Below are 14,600 nucleotides of genomic sequence, written 5' to 3' on the forward strand. Positions count from 1 at the left end.
ACGTCCCGTTTCAAAAGCCGTTCTCGCGACCGCCATTGGCGGGGTCGATCGGCGGAATGTAGATTGTCGTCGCGTAATTTACCCCATCCGCCGCCAGGCTCCAAGCGCAAAGCGGAACGGTCAGAAACAGCGGCTCCGCGCCGCTCTCATCGAGGTCGCAAAAAGTTATGCGGTGGTCGGCGGGATACTGCTCGAGCAGCCGCTCCATCAATGGTGCCAGCAATGCGGGAGCCAATGCCTGCTCGCCGTCTGCGGTGGGGATCCGAAAGCTGCCGATTTGCGCGACGAGGGTCGATCGCCACGGATTGATCGAGGCTGTGCCTTCGACCAAGGGATCGGCCGAGATGACCTGGAAGCCGGCCGGGCCGACCACAAGCGGCAATCGTGCGATGATGGAATCGACGAATGAGACACCTGGTACGACGTGCGTCCGCAGACCTCTTGCCGGTGCGCCGGCTATCATCAAACGAACGGGCTCGTCGAGATACATCGGATGCCCGTAGGTCAAATACGCGACCGGACGCTCCCTGGTCGCCTTTTCGAAAATATGGGCGGCGACATCTGCGTAAATCTTCGCTCGCTCTTTCCCTTTTTCGTAGAGGTGCTCGATGTTGACGAAATCAAGCCCGTTGCTTTCGAGAAACGACCGGAGATTGGGGCTTGGCAGCGTCGTATATGAGACCACCTGACGCAGGATCGAGAGCGCTTCCAAAGTGACGTCTCGCGCAGGCAGGATTCCGCATCCGATGAGGTAGAGATCGGCGGTCTTGATCGGCGGGTACTCCGGCGAAGGTGGACAGCTTTGCGACATCACAGGTCGTTTTTACCCCAGTTCCTTCACTATCCGCTACTCCTGCCCGGAGAAATCCGGAAATTGGGAAGCGAATTCCGCTTGCCCCATCCACCCGCTCTCCTCTGTCGCCTAGCCAGCACCAGAGTTCCGGCTCGCGCGTGCTGCCTTGCGCCCTTCCTTCGCCACCTTCGCGATCGCGACGTCGAAGTTGGTCCGCCCGCGGCGCTTGTGCGGCACCGGGGGATGATCAAGAGCGGCGATGTCGTAGCGCGGGTACTTCTCGATCTCGGCCGCTATCGTCTCGATCCAGCAGTCTCCGTAGTCGTTGCCCGCGTTCGAGTCCTTGGGACGGTGGCCGGTGATGAAGCCTTCGACCTCGCGGTCCATCTTGACGTGCCTCGCCACGCTCTTGAACAGATGGCGCCAGCCGTGGTTGGGCTTCACGTCGTAGGGTATGTTGATTCCGGGACCGTGAACCCATTCGCCGATCCGCTCCGCGAGCTTGTGGAATTGAGGATGCCCTGACCGTTCCGCCGCGACGACGTTCCGGATCGTAGAACAGAGGCTTCTTGAGCTTGGCGCGGGTCGCCACTTACCTCGGTCGAGTTCGCCGCCCGGGCAGCCCCGTCACGCAGGCGGGCCCATTGAGCCTCGATGGCCACGTTGACGGCGCCGATCTTGATGTTGGCCCTGGCGTTCGTCCTTGGTCCCCAGAGTGGCCCAGAGCTCGGTCTTGCCGACCAGGGGCACCTTCTTGCGGATCCAGTAGTTCTCGGAGGTCGGTCGCTTGATCGGCTTGGGCATCTTGAAATTCGACATGGTGGAGCACCTCGGTGTGGGACCGGCCGTACAAGAACCCCTGAAAATGAAGGTTAGGCTTGTAAACAAGGGGTCCGCGACCCCGAAAGGGGGTGAGTCCCACTCTCTCTGCCAGATCGTATTGAAATCACTTATATTTTTTTGAAGTTTTGTTACAAACCACGGCTTGCCCACCGGAAGACCGAATCCTCTCGCATTTTTAACTGGGAAAGAAGGCGCGTTCCGGCGGGACCCTATTTGTTCACGTCACCTCTCGTGTCTGGGCAGCAGCCCACCACATTTTGTTGATATTCCGCTCGATTTGGGGGTGATAATGGCTCTACTCAACTTGCATCGCGCATTCACTGACGCGGCGACCGAGAACGACTATCTCGCCCGGCTCACGGTACCGGAGCCGCGCGAGGGAAAGCTCCGCAAGGCACGTGACGAGATCCGAGAGACGCTTAAGGCTGGATTTTCGGATTGGCAACGCTTCGCGGATCGTAGTTTGGTTATGGAAACGACTGCCGTTCGGAAGGGCGCGACCGAACCTCGATTGCGTCTGAAGTTCCGTATGCAGGGTAGTGCCTCGCCCGCGTATCGCACGCTCAATGATCCGGCACATCCGCCGCAGCAGATTGATTACGACGATGGCGTTTACCTTCCGGTCTCGTTTCTCGCCAAGACGGGAAACCCCGTGATCGCGGCCGCAGGTTACTACCGGTTGGTCGAGACGGTCCTTGCGCCGCTCTGCGAAAAACGAAAATGGACGTTGGATAGACGAGCCAAAAAATGCGTCCGCGTCGTCCTCGACAGCAAAGCTTACATCGACCTTCCGCTGTACGCGATCCCGGATCAGGAGTTCGTTCGGCTGGCCGAGGACGCCGCATTGACCAAGCGGGCTGACAGCGCGCTGTTTCTTGATGCAGAGACGCTCGATGACGAGATATACGAGCGCCTCAATCAGGACGAACTCCGGCTCGCTCTTCGGGAAGGCAAGTGGATCGAATCCGACCCTCGTCTGCTCGAAGATTGGTTTAAGCAGGCGGTGGCCGACCTCGGACCGCAAGTTCGACGCGTCAATCACCTCGTCGGCGCGGGGCGAGATTTCAGCCTGAATTTTCCGGGTGGTAGTTTTCCCGAAAGTGCTTTACGGCACCCTCAATTTGAACCCAGTCGTGTTTCGATTTCTCAAAAACCGATATGCCGGGAGCTGGGTACTTTGGATTTGCCATCGCGCCGACTGCAACACCGATCATCGAAGGCAAGCTGGTGACTTTCCAATAGACCGTTGATCCGCACTGCGGACAAAAATAGTTATGCATTTCCCCGCCGCTTGCAGCGGCATGTGCGAACTCTTTTGAAGTTCCTGAGACGGTAACAACCTCCGCGGGGTAATATGCTCCCACGCCGAACGGCGCACCTGTTCGACGTTGACAGTCGATGCAGTGACAAGCAACGACTATCTTGGACGGTTCTTCCGGGAGCGAGAGCATGACTGCACCACAGTTGCACCTTGCGTAGACCATAGTAATTCCCCATCGTCGTCCGAGACTCACTGCAAAGCACTAGGCTAGCAGATTAGTTGCGCGAGGAGAGTGCGAAAGCGACGGCCCAGGCCGCGCGCGTTCTCGATGAGACCGCCGACAAGATAACTTTGTCCGGCGACTACGTCCGATCGGACAGCGGTTCGCCGGTGCTGGATTCGGATGGCCGGGTGATCGGACTTATGATCGAAGCGACCAACCAGCCGGGCAGCGCGACGCAAGGCATCGCAATTCCGGTGACGCGCTTCGCATCGATCCTCAGCGGTCCGACCGCGTCACCGATCGCGCGAAAAGCCATTCCGAGCATGGCCGAGCTCGGCGGAACCAGGCCGACGAGCACGGCCGTAGATGCTATCGAAATCGCGGTTTCAGGGTGCGTCTTTCTCGGAAAACGTTCGGCTCGGCTCGCCAAAAATACGCCCGACATGCCTTTCGGATTGAGTACTCTGCAGATACTCCTCGACGCAGATAAGCGTGGATTCTTGATGGGCACGAGGCTTTCCCCGGATATCGCAGTCAACCTCCGATCCGATTGTCCGGTCGTCGAGTCTGGATCCGCCTACTACTCGCCCGCGCGCGTCCAATTGAAGCCCGGAGACCGGGTGACACTCTCCGAGATATTGCCGTTGAACTACCTCGACGACGTGTTCTTCTGGGCGCGAGTAACCGCTCGGGGGAGCAACAGTGGTTCGAACGACAGTAACGCGGGCATCGACCCAAGTGCGGCCCCAGCGGACGCCGGCTCGCTTCAAATCGGCGAACGTGATGTCTGCGGCAGCGCTTTACTTGGCCTCCTTACCGTCATCGGTCAGCGCCACGCAGGCGTTTGCCCAAGACCGTGGCCGATGCACGAACTCGGGTAGGAACGCCGCAGCGCAGCACTCGCCGTCATGGCCGCTATCCGCACGTCACGGCGCGCGAGTTTGCCGAATATGTCGCGCGAAGATTATAAACATCCCAGTACGTCGGGACTGGTATTTTTCGTAGTGGGCGGCGAGGCATATGTATGTACCGGCCAGCGAGGAGGGCCGTTGGGTGAGAGGACTGCCTATGAAGAACCTTTCATGTAGAGATCGCAGGACCGGCCAAAATACCGGCCAATCGAAACGTTAAAGGTCTAAAATATGCTTTAAAGTCAATGCCTTGAATGAAAGTTCCAGCGGTCACGAAAGCGCAATCGGAGATCGGCCAATAAATGGGCCAAATTCGGTTGTAATTTGGAAATTCATGCGTAAAATCAGCTAGTTAATTTGCGATAAGATCGGCCAATGGCGATAGAAACACCCCAGCGCATTGAGCCGGCGCGGCTTGAGGAAACGTCCGAGGCCATCGCGGATGTGGTTGCCGACCTGTCGGCAGCCTCGGCCAGGCTCGGTGTCGGGCTTCATCAGCGCACAGCTGCGAACCTTGCCAACTTGGTGCGGCTGATGAACACCTACTACAGCAACCTCATCGAGGGCCATAACACGCGGCCAAAGGACATTGCTCGCGCGCTCGAGGGGGAGCTTGACCAAGACGAGGGCCGTCGCAACCTTCAGCTGGAGGCCGCGGCACATGTACGCGTGCAGACGGAGATCGATCGCCTTACCGCCGACAGCGAGCTCGGTGAGCCGGCCTCAGTGGAGTTTATCAAGTGGTTGCATCGTGAATTCTATCGAGGGGCGCCGGGCGATATGCTCCAAATCCGCGGCAACGACACGACCTTTATGATGGTGCCCGGCGAATGGCGGTCGAAGCCTGAGCATGATGTTGCGATAGGCCGTCACGTTCCGCCATCTAGCGAGCGTGTTGACGACTTTATGCGCTATTTCGAGCAACGCTACGCCTTCAGGCCGCTGAAAACAGCCGGCCGAATCATGGCGATCCCTGCGGCGCATCACCGCTTCAACTACATCCATCCGTTTCCTGACGGAAACGGCCGCGTTAGCCGCTTGATGAGCCACGCTATGGCCCAGCTGGCCGGCATCGGTTCACACGGGTTATGGTCGATTTCGCGCGGCCTCGCCCGAGGCCTCAAATCGCCGAGCGAGTACAAGCGCATGATGGATATGGCGGACTCGTCACGACAGGGAGACCTCGACGGACGGGGCAATCTTTCGCTGAAGGCGCTCAACGAGTTTGTTCTATGGTTTCTCCAGGTCTGTCTTGATCAGGTGAAGTTCATGGACGGGCTGTTTGAGCTTGATAACCTAGGCTCGCGCTTAAACACCTATGTCGAACGCAGCGACACGCTCAAGCCAGAAGCAAAGCGCCTCCTCGAAGAGGCGCTGGTTCGCGGGCAGTTCGAGCGTGGTGACGTCGCCCGGATAACGGGTTTGCCTGAGCGCACCGCGCGTCGCGTGCTTGCTGACGTGCTTGCCGACGGCGTGCTCGGATCAGACACGCCCAAGGGCGCGGTATCGCTCCGCTTTCCGGTTGAGGCCTTGGATGTGCTGTTTCCGCGATTGTTCCCGGAAACGTGATTGCGGGAGTGAGTGGTAGGAGACTCGTTACGCCCCTGAGCGCGCCCAGACACCCGTAATGCCGCGGGAGCGCAGGAAACATGTCGCGCGCCATGGAAAACTGCCCCCTCACAGCGACATCGACATTCCGGTTCGGGTGGATCAGCCAGCAAGGGCGAGAGTCGTCGTCACGTATCGTTATCAGGTGCTCCTGCTTTCCAAATTGCTGAAATCCCAGATTGAACAAGACGCGCAACCTGTTCGGCCGCGCGCCTTGGCTATGCAAGTTTTCGCCAGTCGGAAATCGCCGGCATGTGATGACGTGCCAATTCGTGACCAAATAGAAACGTCCGTTTCGGCTCCAAATAAAACCCATGGCAATGTCCAGGCTCTCTTCATTGAAGAGCTGTTCGAGCGGCACGACAGCCAGCGAGTAACGATCAATTCGGGTCATCGGAACCTCGGTGAATTAGCTTGCGTGACGGATTCCTCATGACACTATCTTAGGGTGCGGGCGTGCGATCCATCAGCCCGCTCGGGAACAAAATCCAGCGTGTTTCGACCTACCTGCTTGATGAATTTAGCAGCTAACCTGCTGATTTTGCTTGGCAAGCATGCTAAGTATTGCAGGCTGTCAGAAATCACTATCTATTTCTGACAGATAGGAGGAGGGGCATGCAGACCGTAGCTGAGCGCATTCTGGAATATGCCCGAACATTGCCCGAAGGCGCCTTGATTGGTGCTAAGGATGCTTTGCATTTGGGGAGCCGTGCAGCGGTCGATCAAGCTCTGAAAAGGCTTTCTGAGCGCAACGAGCTGATGCGCCTTGCTCATGGGTTCTACGTCCTGCCGGTCAAAACCCGGTTCGGTGTACGCGCACCGCAAGCGGAGAAAGTCGTCCAAGCGCTCGCTGCCACGCGTGCCGAAACAATCGTCCCGCACGGGGCAGCAGCTGCAAACGCACTTGGTCTTACGACCCAGGTGCCAACGAAACTCGTCTATCTGACGTCTGGTCCTGACCGGGAGCTTAAGCTCGGCGCACAAACCGTTGAGGTGAAGCATGCGCCAGAATGGATGCTGTTTCCGGCAAAGCCGGCTGCCGGGCAAGCCATTCGCGCCTTGGAATGGCTCGGCAAACGGCAAGCGAACGATGCGCTGCGGGTCCTTAAGCAGAAATTGTCGGCGGAAACGTTGCAAGACCTCATCGCCGTGCGCCCCGCTCTGCCTGCGTGGATGTCAAAATCGATCAGCCAATCGCTGCTAAGCTATGGCTGAATCCTTTCTGACGTTTTCTGCCGAAGATCGGCTTGAGGCACTTGGCGTTGCTGCCACCGCCTCAGCCGACCCATTCATTTGCTTGAAAAAGATAGTTGGGTCGTATGGGCCTTGCAGGGCCTGTTTGAAACGAAGCTCGGCGAACATCTCGTTTTCAAGGGCGGCACCTCGCTCTCAAAAGGTTATGGCATCATCCAGCGCTTCTCCGAAGATATCGATCTCACCTACGACGTTCGTCAGATCATTCCCGAACTCGCCAAAGGCGATCACCCGATACCCGAGACACGCGCCCAAGCCGACAAATGGACGAAGGCTGCGCGCGAAAAGTTAGTCGTGTGGGTCAAAGATGAAGCCCTGCCGGTTCTACAGCAACATGCCGCGGCGACGGGTGTGAATGTAAAATTCCGCGTCGATGCGGATGTGATCTATATCGACTATCACCAAGTCTCCGAAGGTTCCGAATATGTAGCGCCGTCCGTCAAACTCGAATTCGGTGCTCGATCAACCGGCGAGCCGGCCGAGATACGCCAGGTCACATGCGACGCAGCATCTTATCTGCCGGAATTATCGTTTTCGGCAGCGGCGCCCAAGATCATGCTGCCTCAGCGCACCTTCTGGGAGAAAGCCACCGCCGTCCACGTCCTTTGCGCCCAAGGCATCAAAGGCGATCGCATCTCCCGCCATTGGCATGACCTTGTGAAGCTTGATGATGCTGGCTATGCCAAGGCTGCATTCGACGATCAGGATCTCGCAAACGAAGTCGCCGACTGGAAAAGCAAATTCTTTCGCACAAAAGATCGGGACGGCAACGTGATTGACTATCATGCCGCCGTTTCCGGCAAACTCCAGCTCGTCCCTGACGGTGAAATGCGCAAAGAACTTGAGGCCGACTATCAGAAGATGGTCGATGCCGGTTTGCTTCTCGGCGACGCCATGCCTTTTGCCGGTCTGATGATGCGCTGCGCAGATTTGCAGAAGCGTGCCAACGAGCGACATTGATGCGCCGCCGCCCTGTCCATCGTCGGCTATGTTCATTCAATCGCCTTTCGCATGATCACATCGAGAACCCCCTCAAGCTGGCAAGATCTTCAGGAACAGTCCGCACGCATCTTGGCGGAATGCGGGTTTGCCGTCGAAATCGAAAAAAAGGTGAAGCTTGTTCGTGGCCAAGCGGAAATCGACGTCTATGCCGAGGAAACTCTGAAAGGACGAAAATACATCATCCTTTGTGGGTGCAAGCATTGGAGGGCCGCCGTTCCCCAAACCGTGGTTCATTCCTTTCGCAGCGTGATGACGGATGTCGGCGCCCACAAGGGCTACATCATCTCGAGTTCGGGCTTTCAGTCGGGAGCCCGCGATGCCGCGCAGATGACAAATGTCGAGTTGGTCACCTGGGATCAGTTTCAGAACGCGTTCGAGCCGAGTTGGCTCGAAAATTGTTTCACTCCGGTGATCACAGCGAAGCTCGATCCGCTGATGGGCTTTTCCGAGCCGTTCCTGCCGCCCTCGTTTCCCCATTGGCCTGAGGCCGATCAAAACGAATATCTTCAATTGAAGGATGAGCTCGATCCCCTCGGCTGGTTCGCGATGTCGATGGCTACTTATTCGAGGATTCTCCGCCATAGCAGTTATCCACCGCTGCCGCTCAAGAATATTCCCGATCCCACCGAGAAGTATAAGGGGCTTCCCACGGATATCATGAGCGCCGTGGGTTATCGCGATCTTCTCGACGCCACACTTCACCATGGAGAAGCGGCGATTGCGAAATTCCGCGCGGTCAGAGATCGCAACAAGTAAGCCAGCATTGAACCATCTGTCGAACAGTTGAAGCAGTGTCGGTCTCCGACTGATCAGACCGACTTCAGCTTAGCGACACGCATGTAGCGGGTATAGCTGCGGGTACCCGCTGGTTGCGAGTTCGAGTTTGTGACAAGCGAAGGAACGACGGTAAAGGCGGGTGCGGGCAATAGCTTGAGCAATCGCCTTGCAGTCTTCAATGAAGATTTCATCGACCTGAATCTGCAATGGTCGGCTGGTCGGGCCAAACCCGTCTTCTACATCGGCCGAGAACAGGCCGAGTTAGCCGCCGAGCTTGCAAAGAAGGAGGCAGCGCTACCGGTTGCCAACGAACGCAAGATCGCGGCAGAAGCGCTCTTTCGCGCAAAGGAGCAACAGCTAGCAAACTTCAAGCGTGCGCATGCTCGTACAGTCTCAACAGAGCTGCGGCAGGGAAGCCGATCGCGGTTCTTGCAGAACACGGTCGCGTCCCACACCGAATCGTCCGCAGACAAGCCGACGAACCAGCGAAACAGCAGGTTGTAGTCAAGCTGCTCCATCATGCCGTTCCGACCGCACCGTGTAGAACGCCTGCAGCAACAGCGCTCGCAACAGCCGCTCCGGAGGGATCGATGGCCGTCCTTCGCGGGCATACAGCCGATCAAACGACCGCGACAAATCCTTCAGCGCCGCATCAACGAGTTCCCGGATCGCTCGCAGCGGATGGTCCGCCGGGATCCGGGTCTCCAGCCGCACGTAGCTAAAAAGGCGTTCCGCATGCTCATCTTCGCCGCGCATCCCGTTCCTCAATCGAAAGGAATCAACCGCATGCACAGAATCACACTCCAGCCGCCTCACGAAACGACTTTTTCAGCAGCCTGCTAGAAGCGGTCGAGACAGTTCTCAGTCCGGCGGTTGCCGCCATCGACGCAAAGTTAGCCCGACCGACAATTGCGCTACGGGAGGAACTGGCGTGGAACGACGACGAGACGATCGCCGTGACGTTGGGCTTGGTAAACGCCTGGGTGGGCACGCTCAACGCTGCCATCAAGCAGCACAACGAGACCTTCGCGCAATTCACCCAACGGCAGGATGAAGCCCGTCTTGCTCTGAGGCGCCACCATTTGGCTGACAAATCCCAGGAGTTTCAGAACGCGTGCGACGCGGTGAGCGAAGCCAAAACGGACGTTGATGCTAGGACGCTCAGTTACAATCAACTTCAAGAGCAAGCCACGGACTTGCGATCTCGGATCAAAGAGCACGGTCAGGCTGCGGAGAAAATCAATCGCTTGATCGAGGCCTACCTTGGCCACAAGGAACTTTCTATTGCAAGCGTAGAAAAAGGCTATGAAATCCACCGTCGCGGTAGGCCGATAGACAGCAGTCCTAGCGAAGGGGAGAAGACGGCGATCGCACTCTGCTATTTCCTTTCAAGGCTTGAGGCTGAAGGGCGTTCGATCAAGGACCGTATCCTCGTCGTGGATGATCCGATTTCTAGCCTGGACAGCAGAGCGTTGAACTAAGCGTGTTCCCTTCTTTTAAGTCGGCTTGGGAATGCAGCTCAGGTGTTCGTTTTGACACACAACCAAAACTGCATGAACGAGTTCAAGAAAGCCTGGAAGGGTTTCCACAAACCTCGCAACGAAGCGACCCCGCCTACGGCAAGCCTCCTGTTTTTAGATGTCAAAATTCCAAAAGGGCTGGACGGACGCTCAACAGCTATTGTTGAGATGTCAAAGCTGCTCCGTGAGGATGAGTCTGAATACCACTACTTGGTGGATCACGTCCTGAAGTTCAACGCCAGCGCAGATCCAGACTACGAATACGCCTACATGATGCCGAATGTACTTCGGCGAGTGCTCGACGTTTTCTTAGCGTTCCGGTGCCCGGGAAGTGCAGGTTTCGCTTCGAAGATGGGCCAGTTGCGAAAAGATCATGCTACGCTCGACGGCGAGCGCCTGGCCGCGCTGGAACGTCTCGTGCAACTGGAATCGCACTCCGATAACATCGATGACCTAATCGGGTTTTCCTCTATGACGCTGGAGGAGAGTAAGGCTGCCACGGCGGCCTTGATCGCGATGATGGAGGCCGTAGACCCTACCCATCTGGCTGGGCTGCAACGACTATGCCGATGAACCCTTGTCGCAGTTCCAACCCGGCGCAAAGAACACAGCTATGCTAAAGTGGTCCAGTTCGGAGGCAAGGACCTTGTTGCCTGGCCGACTAGACCACGACGGCTGGTGAGCAGATCGTGCTGACGGCGAACGAAGTAAGGGCACGCGCAGAATCCACTGCACGACTGCGTGCTGTTTGTCCTTCACGGTATCACCTTGGGCCGACGCAAGAAATCAGGGGGAAAGATCGACTTGCAGCGTCCGTGGAAGCCAGAGAACGACCGTTTGAAGCCGGTCACCTTTATCTATCGTCGCAACAGCTGATCGTTTTCCGCTTTAGTATTCGCCATCAATGGCGATCGAGCCCAATCGCTGGATGCAGCGCAAAGAGGGTAGGGGACGGATCACCCAGTTTTCCGTTCGGCCTCGACAGCGTTCTACAACAGCGGAGCATCTAGGCTGGGAATCTCCGGCATGGCCTTGCCGGCAATTGCCTGCAGGTCGCCGACCATGCCCACGGTCGAATCGATGACGGCCAGGATTTGGGTTTCCCGCTTGGCCCATTGGCCGGCCCATAAACTTGCGCTCCTTGTCGAGATCCTCGCGCATATCGTTGAATTTCTCAACGACAGCTTCGACCCGCTGTCGAAACTTCGTGCCTGTCAGGTAGTGATAGACCTGCTCCATCTTGGTCTGCTGGCCCTGCTGAACGAGGCGTGAGCTGCTCACGTCGATCAGACCCTGGCGGAGCGCCACGGCGACCGGCAATGCGCAACGCGGATGAGCCACCCATACGCCGTCGACGAGGTCAAATTGCTCGATTTGTTTCGGCAGCGCGTGGGAGATGATCAGAGCGACGTCGGCGCCGGAACGGCGCTGGTCGTCACGTAATTTGGCGAGCCACACGTCACTCCATGCCTTGGTGCGTTTAGTTTCCCAAAGGATGATGCCGGCAGATTGGCCGATAGCACCATTTACTTGCTGAATTACGTCCGCCCCGAGCTCACCTTTTCCCACCGGCTCAATCGAATCTGTCGGAAAGCGTCCGCGCAGAAGATCTTCGAGCTCGAGTTCGAGCACTTCCCCTTGGGATTGCTGTGATCCCTGCTCGGCCTTTCGCTTAAGTTCCTCGATCGTGCGCGTCATCGACTCGATGGTCTGGTCTTTCTCGGCAACGCGCAAGCGCGCAGCCTCGTCGGCTTCGTGCCTGGCCTTGATCTGGATTTCGCTGATTGAGGCCTGCACGCGCTTCTCTATTGTCAGGTCGAGTTCGCGCTTTTCCTCTTCGAGTGCGCGCTGCTGTCGCATCAGTTCGGCTTGCTGTTTTTGGGCCTCGGCAAGCTTTGCGTTGTTGGTAAGCAGGTTGGCTCGCAGCTCCGCAGCTTCCGCTTCCTTCGCCTGCAGCTCGGCGGCGGCCGCCTCTCGCGCCTTCTTGCTTTCGGCCGCGACCAACTGGGCACGTTCGGCGGTCAATCGCTTCGCAACGTGATCCTCGATTTGCTCGCGGTCCTTAGCGACCTGCTCGCGTTCCAGCCGCAGTGCCTCTGTCTTACGCTCCATCTCTGCATCTTTGCTGGCCAGCTGCTGTTGAAAGCGCTGACGGGTTTCAGCGAGGAGGGGAGCGGCCAATGACTCCGTCAGACGGATCTCGTGATTGCAGTTGGGGCAATGTAGGGTCGCCTCGTGCGAAGCGCCGGTTGCTTTGAAACTCATGAATTCCCCATCATCGTTGCAACCGGATTCAACATGATCTGTGCGTGATTGCGATGTCGCTCGACTTCATGTCCACATACGCGTCGTCGATTTCGACCTTGGCCGGCGGGTTTTCCACCGACACGTCGATCTACCCGAACGCGTGCACGAGCAGCCTCGCACGAATGTAGTCCAGAATAGAACAAAATAGGAACGCGCGTCAACTTTGGATCCCGAGGTGAGTTTGTATGACGACGATTTTACTTAGTCTGGCCATGGGAAATGGATAGAACTTAAACCTTGGATATAGTTTGAATATGCGCTAGTTTACTTAGTATGGCTGAGCAAAAGGACAGAAAGCTAAACAGGCTCGAAAGGACCCTTCCGCAGGGACTTCTGGTCGATGCCGCCTGGATGGAACGACATGGATATTCCACCAGCTTGCGCAGCCAATACGTATCGGCCGGCTGGCTCGTTCAGCCGGCGCGGGGAACCTTCAAGCGCCCGCTCGGTGAACTCTCCTGGCAGGGCGCCGTCGTGTCACTCCAGCGATTGCTCGGCTCCGACTTCGTCGTTGGCGGACGCACCGCCATCGAAGTGCAAGGCTTCGGCCACTACCTGAGCCAGACGGGTCCTTCGACCATACATCTATACGGAACGCGGTCTGCTCCCGGCTGGCTCGGCAAACTTCCGCTCAAACAGAAATTCCGCGTTCACCGCACGCAAAGCCTGTTCAAAACGCACGGGAGCCTGCCCACATCAGAGTCGGGGACAACGCGGGAAATACCGGGACCATTCGACTGGCCTCTCACGGTATCGACGCCCGAACGCGCGTTTCTCGAACTGCTCGACGAATTGCCCCGCCACGAAAGCTTCCATCACGTCGATGCACTGGCGGAAGGCTTGAGGAGCCTGAGCCCCCGGCGGCTGCAAATGCTTCTGAACGACTGCAAAAGCGTCAAGGTCAAACGATTGTTTTTCTGGTTCGCGGAGCGACATCAGCACGCTTGGCTCAAACAGATCGACAAGTCGAAAGTCAATCTCGGCACGGGAAAGCGCATGCTCGTCAAGGGCGGCAAACTCGACACCAAATACCTCATAACCATCCCAGACGACCTCAATGCCCCTGTCTGAAAAATATCGGCATCAAGTGGCCTTGTTGATCGAGACGATCCCGTTCGTCGCGGCGGAGCCCGATTTTGCGCTCAAGGGTGGCACCGCCATCAATCTCTTCCACCGAGATATGCCGCGCCTATCGGTCGATATCGACCTGACATATCTGCCGGTGGCTCCGCGTCCCGAATCTCTTGCGGCGATAGATGCGGCGATGAAGCGCATGACAGAGGCCATAAGGAAAGGATTGCCGGGCGCGCGGCTGACGGAAGTCGTCAATCCCCGTGAAAAGATCGTCACCAAGCTGACCGTCCAGAAAGGCGACGCGCAGATCAAGATCGAGATCACGCCGGTGATCAGGGGCTGCGTCTTCGAGCCGGAGCTGCGCGACGTGTCGCCGAGCGTCGAAGAGACGTTCGGCTTCGCGCAGATGAAAGTCGTTTCGTTCGCCGATCTATACGCCGGCAAGCTTGTCGCGGCGCTCGACCGGCAGCATCCGCGCGACCTCTTCGATGTCCGCGATCTGCTCGCCAACGAAGGCATCACGGACGATCTCCGCAAAGCGTTCATTGTCTACCTCATCAGCCATGACCGGCCGATCTCCGAGGTCGTGGTTCCTCGTCGCAAGGACATCCAGCACGAATTCACGCACGGCTTTGAGGGCATGACCGCCGATGAAGTGACCCTGGACGAGTTGCTCAAAACCCGGGAAACGCTGATCGCCGAAATCGCGGGAAAAATGCGGCAAGCTCGCAAGGACTTCCTCATGGGATTCAAGCGCGGCGAGCCGGATTGGAACCTGCTAGGCGTCCCTGACGCAGCGGACCTGCCGGCGGTGCGCTGGAAGCAGATCAATCTGGACAAGCTTCCTGCCGAGCACAGGGCGACGCTCGTCGCGCAGCTCGAGAAGGTCTTGCGCAATGCCTGAGGTCGGAGGAGGGGATCTCAGTCGAGCACGCTCGTAGCAACTTGTTGAGAGAATTTTTGGGGTACGCCCGCCACCCAGCGAGCCCAGAGCTTGCGGGCTTCAGCTCAGCCGCCTATCGAACAG

The 14,600-nt window shown here is 57.7% G+C and carries 12 protein-coding genes and 5 pseudogenes; 11 read left to right on the forward strand and 6 right to left on the reverse strand.

Features of this window, described 5'->3' with window-relative positions; translation table 11 throughout:
- Nucleotides 1-10: 10 nt before the first annotated feature.
- From RPS27_RS04270 to RPS27_RS04280, 3 genes are all read right to left on the reverse strand, one after another.
- Nucleotides 11-811: an SAM-dependent methyltransferase gene (locus RPS27_RS04270; protein ID WP_194408521.1), complete on the reverse strand. Its 801-nt coding sequence runs from the start codon at nt 809-811 to the stop codon at nt 11-13.
- Between the two features lie 111 nt (nt 812-922).
- Nucleotides 923-1,180: a hypothetical protein gene (locus tag RPS27_RS04275; protein WP_128929604.1), complete on the reverse strand. Its 258-nt coding sequence runs from the start codon at nt 1,178-1,180 to the stop codon at nt 923-925.
- 240 nt (nt 1,181-1,420) lie between these two features.
- Nucleotides 1,421-1,612, reverse strand: a complete 192-nt coding sequence (locus RPS27_RS04280) for a hypothetical protein (protein WP_128929603.1) — start codon at nt 1,610-1,612, stop codon at nt 1,421-1,423.
- 313 nt (nt 1,613-1,925) lie between these two features.
- Here RPS27_RS04280 and RPS27_RS04285 point away from each other — a divergent pair.
- Nucleotides 1,926-2,648 (forward strand): annotated as a pseudogene (locus RPS27_RS04285) (CBASS cGAMP synthase); the annotation flags it as partial.
- A gap of 52 nt (nt 2,649-2,700) precedes the next feature.
- Here the strand turns inward: RPS27_RS04285 and RPS27_RS04290 are convergent.
- The gene (locus RPS27_RS04290) at nt 2,701-3,120 is read right to left on the reverse strand and encodes a GFA family protein (RefSeq protein ID WP_128929601.1); all 420 of its coding nucleotides are present in this window, start codon (nt 3,118-3,120) and stop codon (nt 2,701-2,703) included.
- 56 nt (nt 3,121-3,176) lie between these two features.
- Between RPS27_RS04290 and RPS27_RS04295 the strand changes: the two genes are divergently transcribed.
- The 7 genes and pseudogenes from RPS27_RS04295 to RPS27_RS04325 all read left to right on the forward strand — a co-directional run bounded on the left by RPS27_RS04295 (nt 3,177) and on the right by RPS27_RS04325 (nt 9,176).
- A complete protein-coding gene (locus RPS27_RS04295) occupies nt 3,177-4,001 on the forward strand; it encodes a hypothetical protein (RefSeq protein WP_128929600.1) in 825 nt (274 codons plus the stop codon).
- Between the two features lie 405 nt (nt 4,002-4,406).
- Nucleotides 4,407-5,600: a Fic family protein gene (locus tag RPS27_RS04300; protein ID WP_128929599.1), complete on the forward strand. Its 1,194-nt coding sequence runs from the start codon at nt 4,407-4,409 to the stop codon at nt 5,598-5,600.
- 58 nt (nt 5,601-5,658) lie between these two features.
- On the forward strand, nt 5,659-6,075 hold the full coding sequence (locus tag RPS27_RS04305; protein WP_128929598.1) for a hypothetical protein: 417 nt from the start codon (nt 5,659-5,661) through the stop codon (nt 6,073-6,075).
- A gap of 179 nt (nt 6,076-6,254) precedes the next feature.
- Nucleotides 6,255-6,854 carry a DUF6088 family protein gene (locus RPS27_RS04310; protein ID WP_128955174.1) on the forward strand — a complete coding sequence of 200 codons (600 nt, stop codon included), beginning with the start codon at nt 6,255-6,257 and terminating at the stop codon, nt 6,852-6,854.
- Nucleotides 6,847-7,853: pseudogene (locus RPS27_RS04315) on the forward strand (nucleotidyl transferase AbiEii/AbiGii toxin family protein). The gene RPS27_RS04310 and the pseudogene RPS27_RS04315 overlap by 8 nt, the downstream one beginning before the upstream one ends.
- 51 nt (nt 7,854-7,904) lie before the next feature.
- A complete protein-coding gene (locus RPS27_RS04320) occupies nt 7,905-8,651 on the forward strand; it encodes a restriction endonuclease (protein WP_128929596.1) in 747 nt (248 codons plus the stop codon).
- 129 nt (nt 8,652-8,780) lie between these two features.
- Nucleotides 8,781-9,176 (forward strand): AAA family ATPase, encoded by a 396-nt coding sequence (locus RPS27_RS04325; protein ID WP_164935606.1) that lies wholly within the window; start codon nt 8,781-8,783, stop codon nt 9,174-9,176.
- Here the strand turns inward: RPS27_RS04325 and RPS27_RS04330 are convergent.
- Nucleotides 9,086-9,428, reverse strand: a pseudogene (locus tag RPS27_RS04330) (transposase); the annotation flags it as partial. The gene RPS27_RS04325 and the pseudogene RPS27_RS04330 overlap by 91 nt on opposite strands.
- An 80-nt stretch (nt 9,429-9,508) precedes the next feature.
- On the opposite strand from RPS27_RS04330, the pseudogene RPS27_RS04335 reads away from it, so the two are divergent.
- Nucleotides 9,509-10,765, forward strand: a pseudogene (locus tag RPS27_RS04335) (AAA family ATPase).
- 416 nt (nt 10,766-11,181) lie between these two features.
- Here RPS27_RS04335 and RPS27_RS04340 read toward each other — a convergent pair.
- Nucleotides 11,182-12,457 (reverse strand): annotated as a pseudogene (locus RPS27_RS04340) (DUF2130 domain-containing protein).
- A 315-nt stretch (nt 12,458-12,772) separates the two neighbouring features.
- Here RPS27_RS04340 and RPS27_RS04345 point away from each other — a divergent pair.
- On the forward strand, nt 12,773-13,570 hold the full coding sequence (locus RPS27_RS04345) for a type IV toxin-antitoxin system AbiEi family antitoxin (RefSeq protein WP_128929593.1): 798 nt from the start codon (nt 12,773-12,775) through the stop codon (nt 13,568-13,570).
- Entirely contained in the window at nt 13,557-14,477 is a 921-nt protein-coding gene (locus RPS27_RS04350) for a nucleotidyl transferase AbiEii/AbiGii toxin family protein (RefSeq protein ID WP_128929592.1), read from the forward strand. The genes RPS27_RS04345 and RPS27_RS04350 overlap by 14 nt, the downstream gene beginning before the upstream one ends.
- The last annotated feature ends 123 nt before the right edge of the window (nt 14,478-14,600 follow it).

This window comes from Bradyrhizobium sp. WYCCWR 12699 (assembly GCF_032144035.1).
Lineage (GTDB): Bacteria > Pseudomonadota > Alphaproteobacteria > Rhizobiales > Xanthobacteraceae > Bradyrhizobium.

Bases quoted from the DNA above. Each gene is read 5' to 3' on its own strand.
- RPS27_RS04305 (WP_128929598.1), top strand. From the start codon at position 5,659: ATGCCGCGGGAGCGCAGGAAACATGTCGCGCGCCATGGAAAACTGCCC.
- RPS27_RS04345 (WP_128929593.1), top strand. From the start codon at position 12,773: ATGGCTGAGCAAAAGGACAGAAAGCTAAACAGGCTCGAAAGGACCCTT.
- RPS27_RS04350 (WP_128929592.1), top strand. From the start codon at position 13,557: ATGCCCCTGTCTGAAAAATATCGGCATCAAGTGGCCTTGTTGATCGAG.
- RPS27_RS04320 (WP_128929596.1), top strand. From the start codon at position 7,905: ATGATCACATCGAGAACCCCCTCAAGCTGGCAAGATCTTCAGGAACAG.
- RPS27_RS04270 (WP_194408521.1), bottom strand. From the start codon at position 811: ATGTCGCAAAGCTGTCCACCTTCGCCGGAGTACCCGCCGATCAAGACC.
- RPS27_RS04310 (WP_128955174.1), top strand. From the start codon at position 6,255: ATGCAGACCGTAGCTGAGCGCATTCTGGAATATGCCCGAACATTGCCC.
- RPS27_RS04290 (WP_128929601.1), bottom strand. From the start codon at position 3,120: ATGGTCTACGCAAGGTGCAACTGTGGTGCAGTCATGCTCTCGCTCCCG.
- RPS27_RS04275 (WP_128929604.1), bottom strand. From the start codon at position 1,180: ATGGACCGCGAGGTCGAAGGCTTCATCACCGGCCACCGTCCCAAGGAC.
- RPS27_RS04280 (WP_128929603.1), bottom strand. From the start codon at position 1,612: ATGTCGAATTTCAAGATGCCCAAGCCGATCAAGCGACCGACCTCCGAG.
- RPS27_RS04300 (WP_128929599.1), top strand. From the start codon at position 4,407: ATGGCGATAGAAACACCCCAGCGCATTGAGCCGGCGCGGCTTGAGGAA.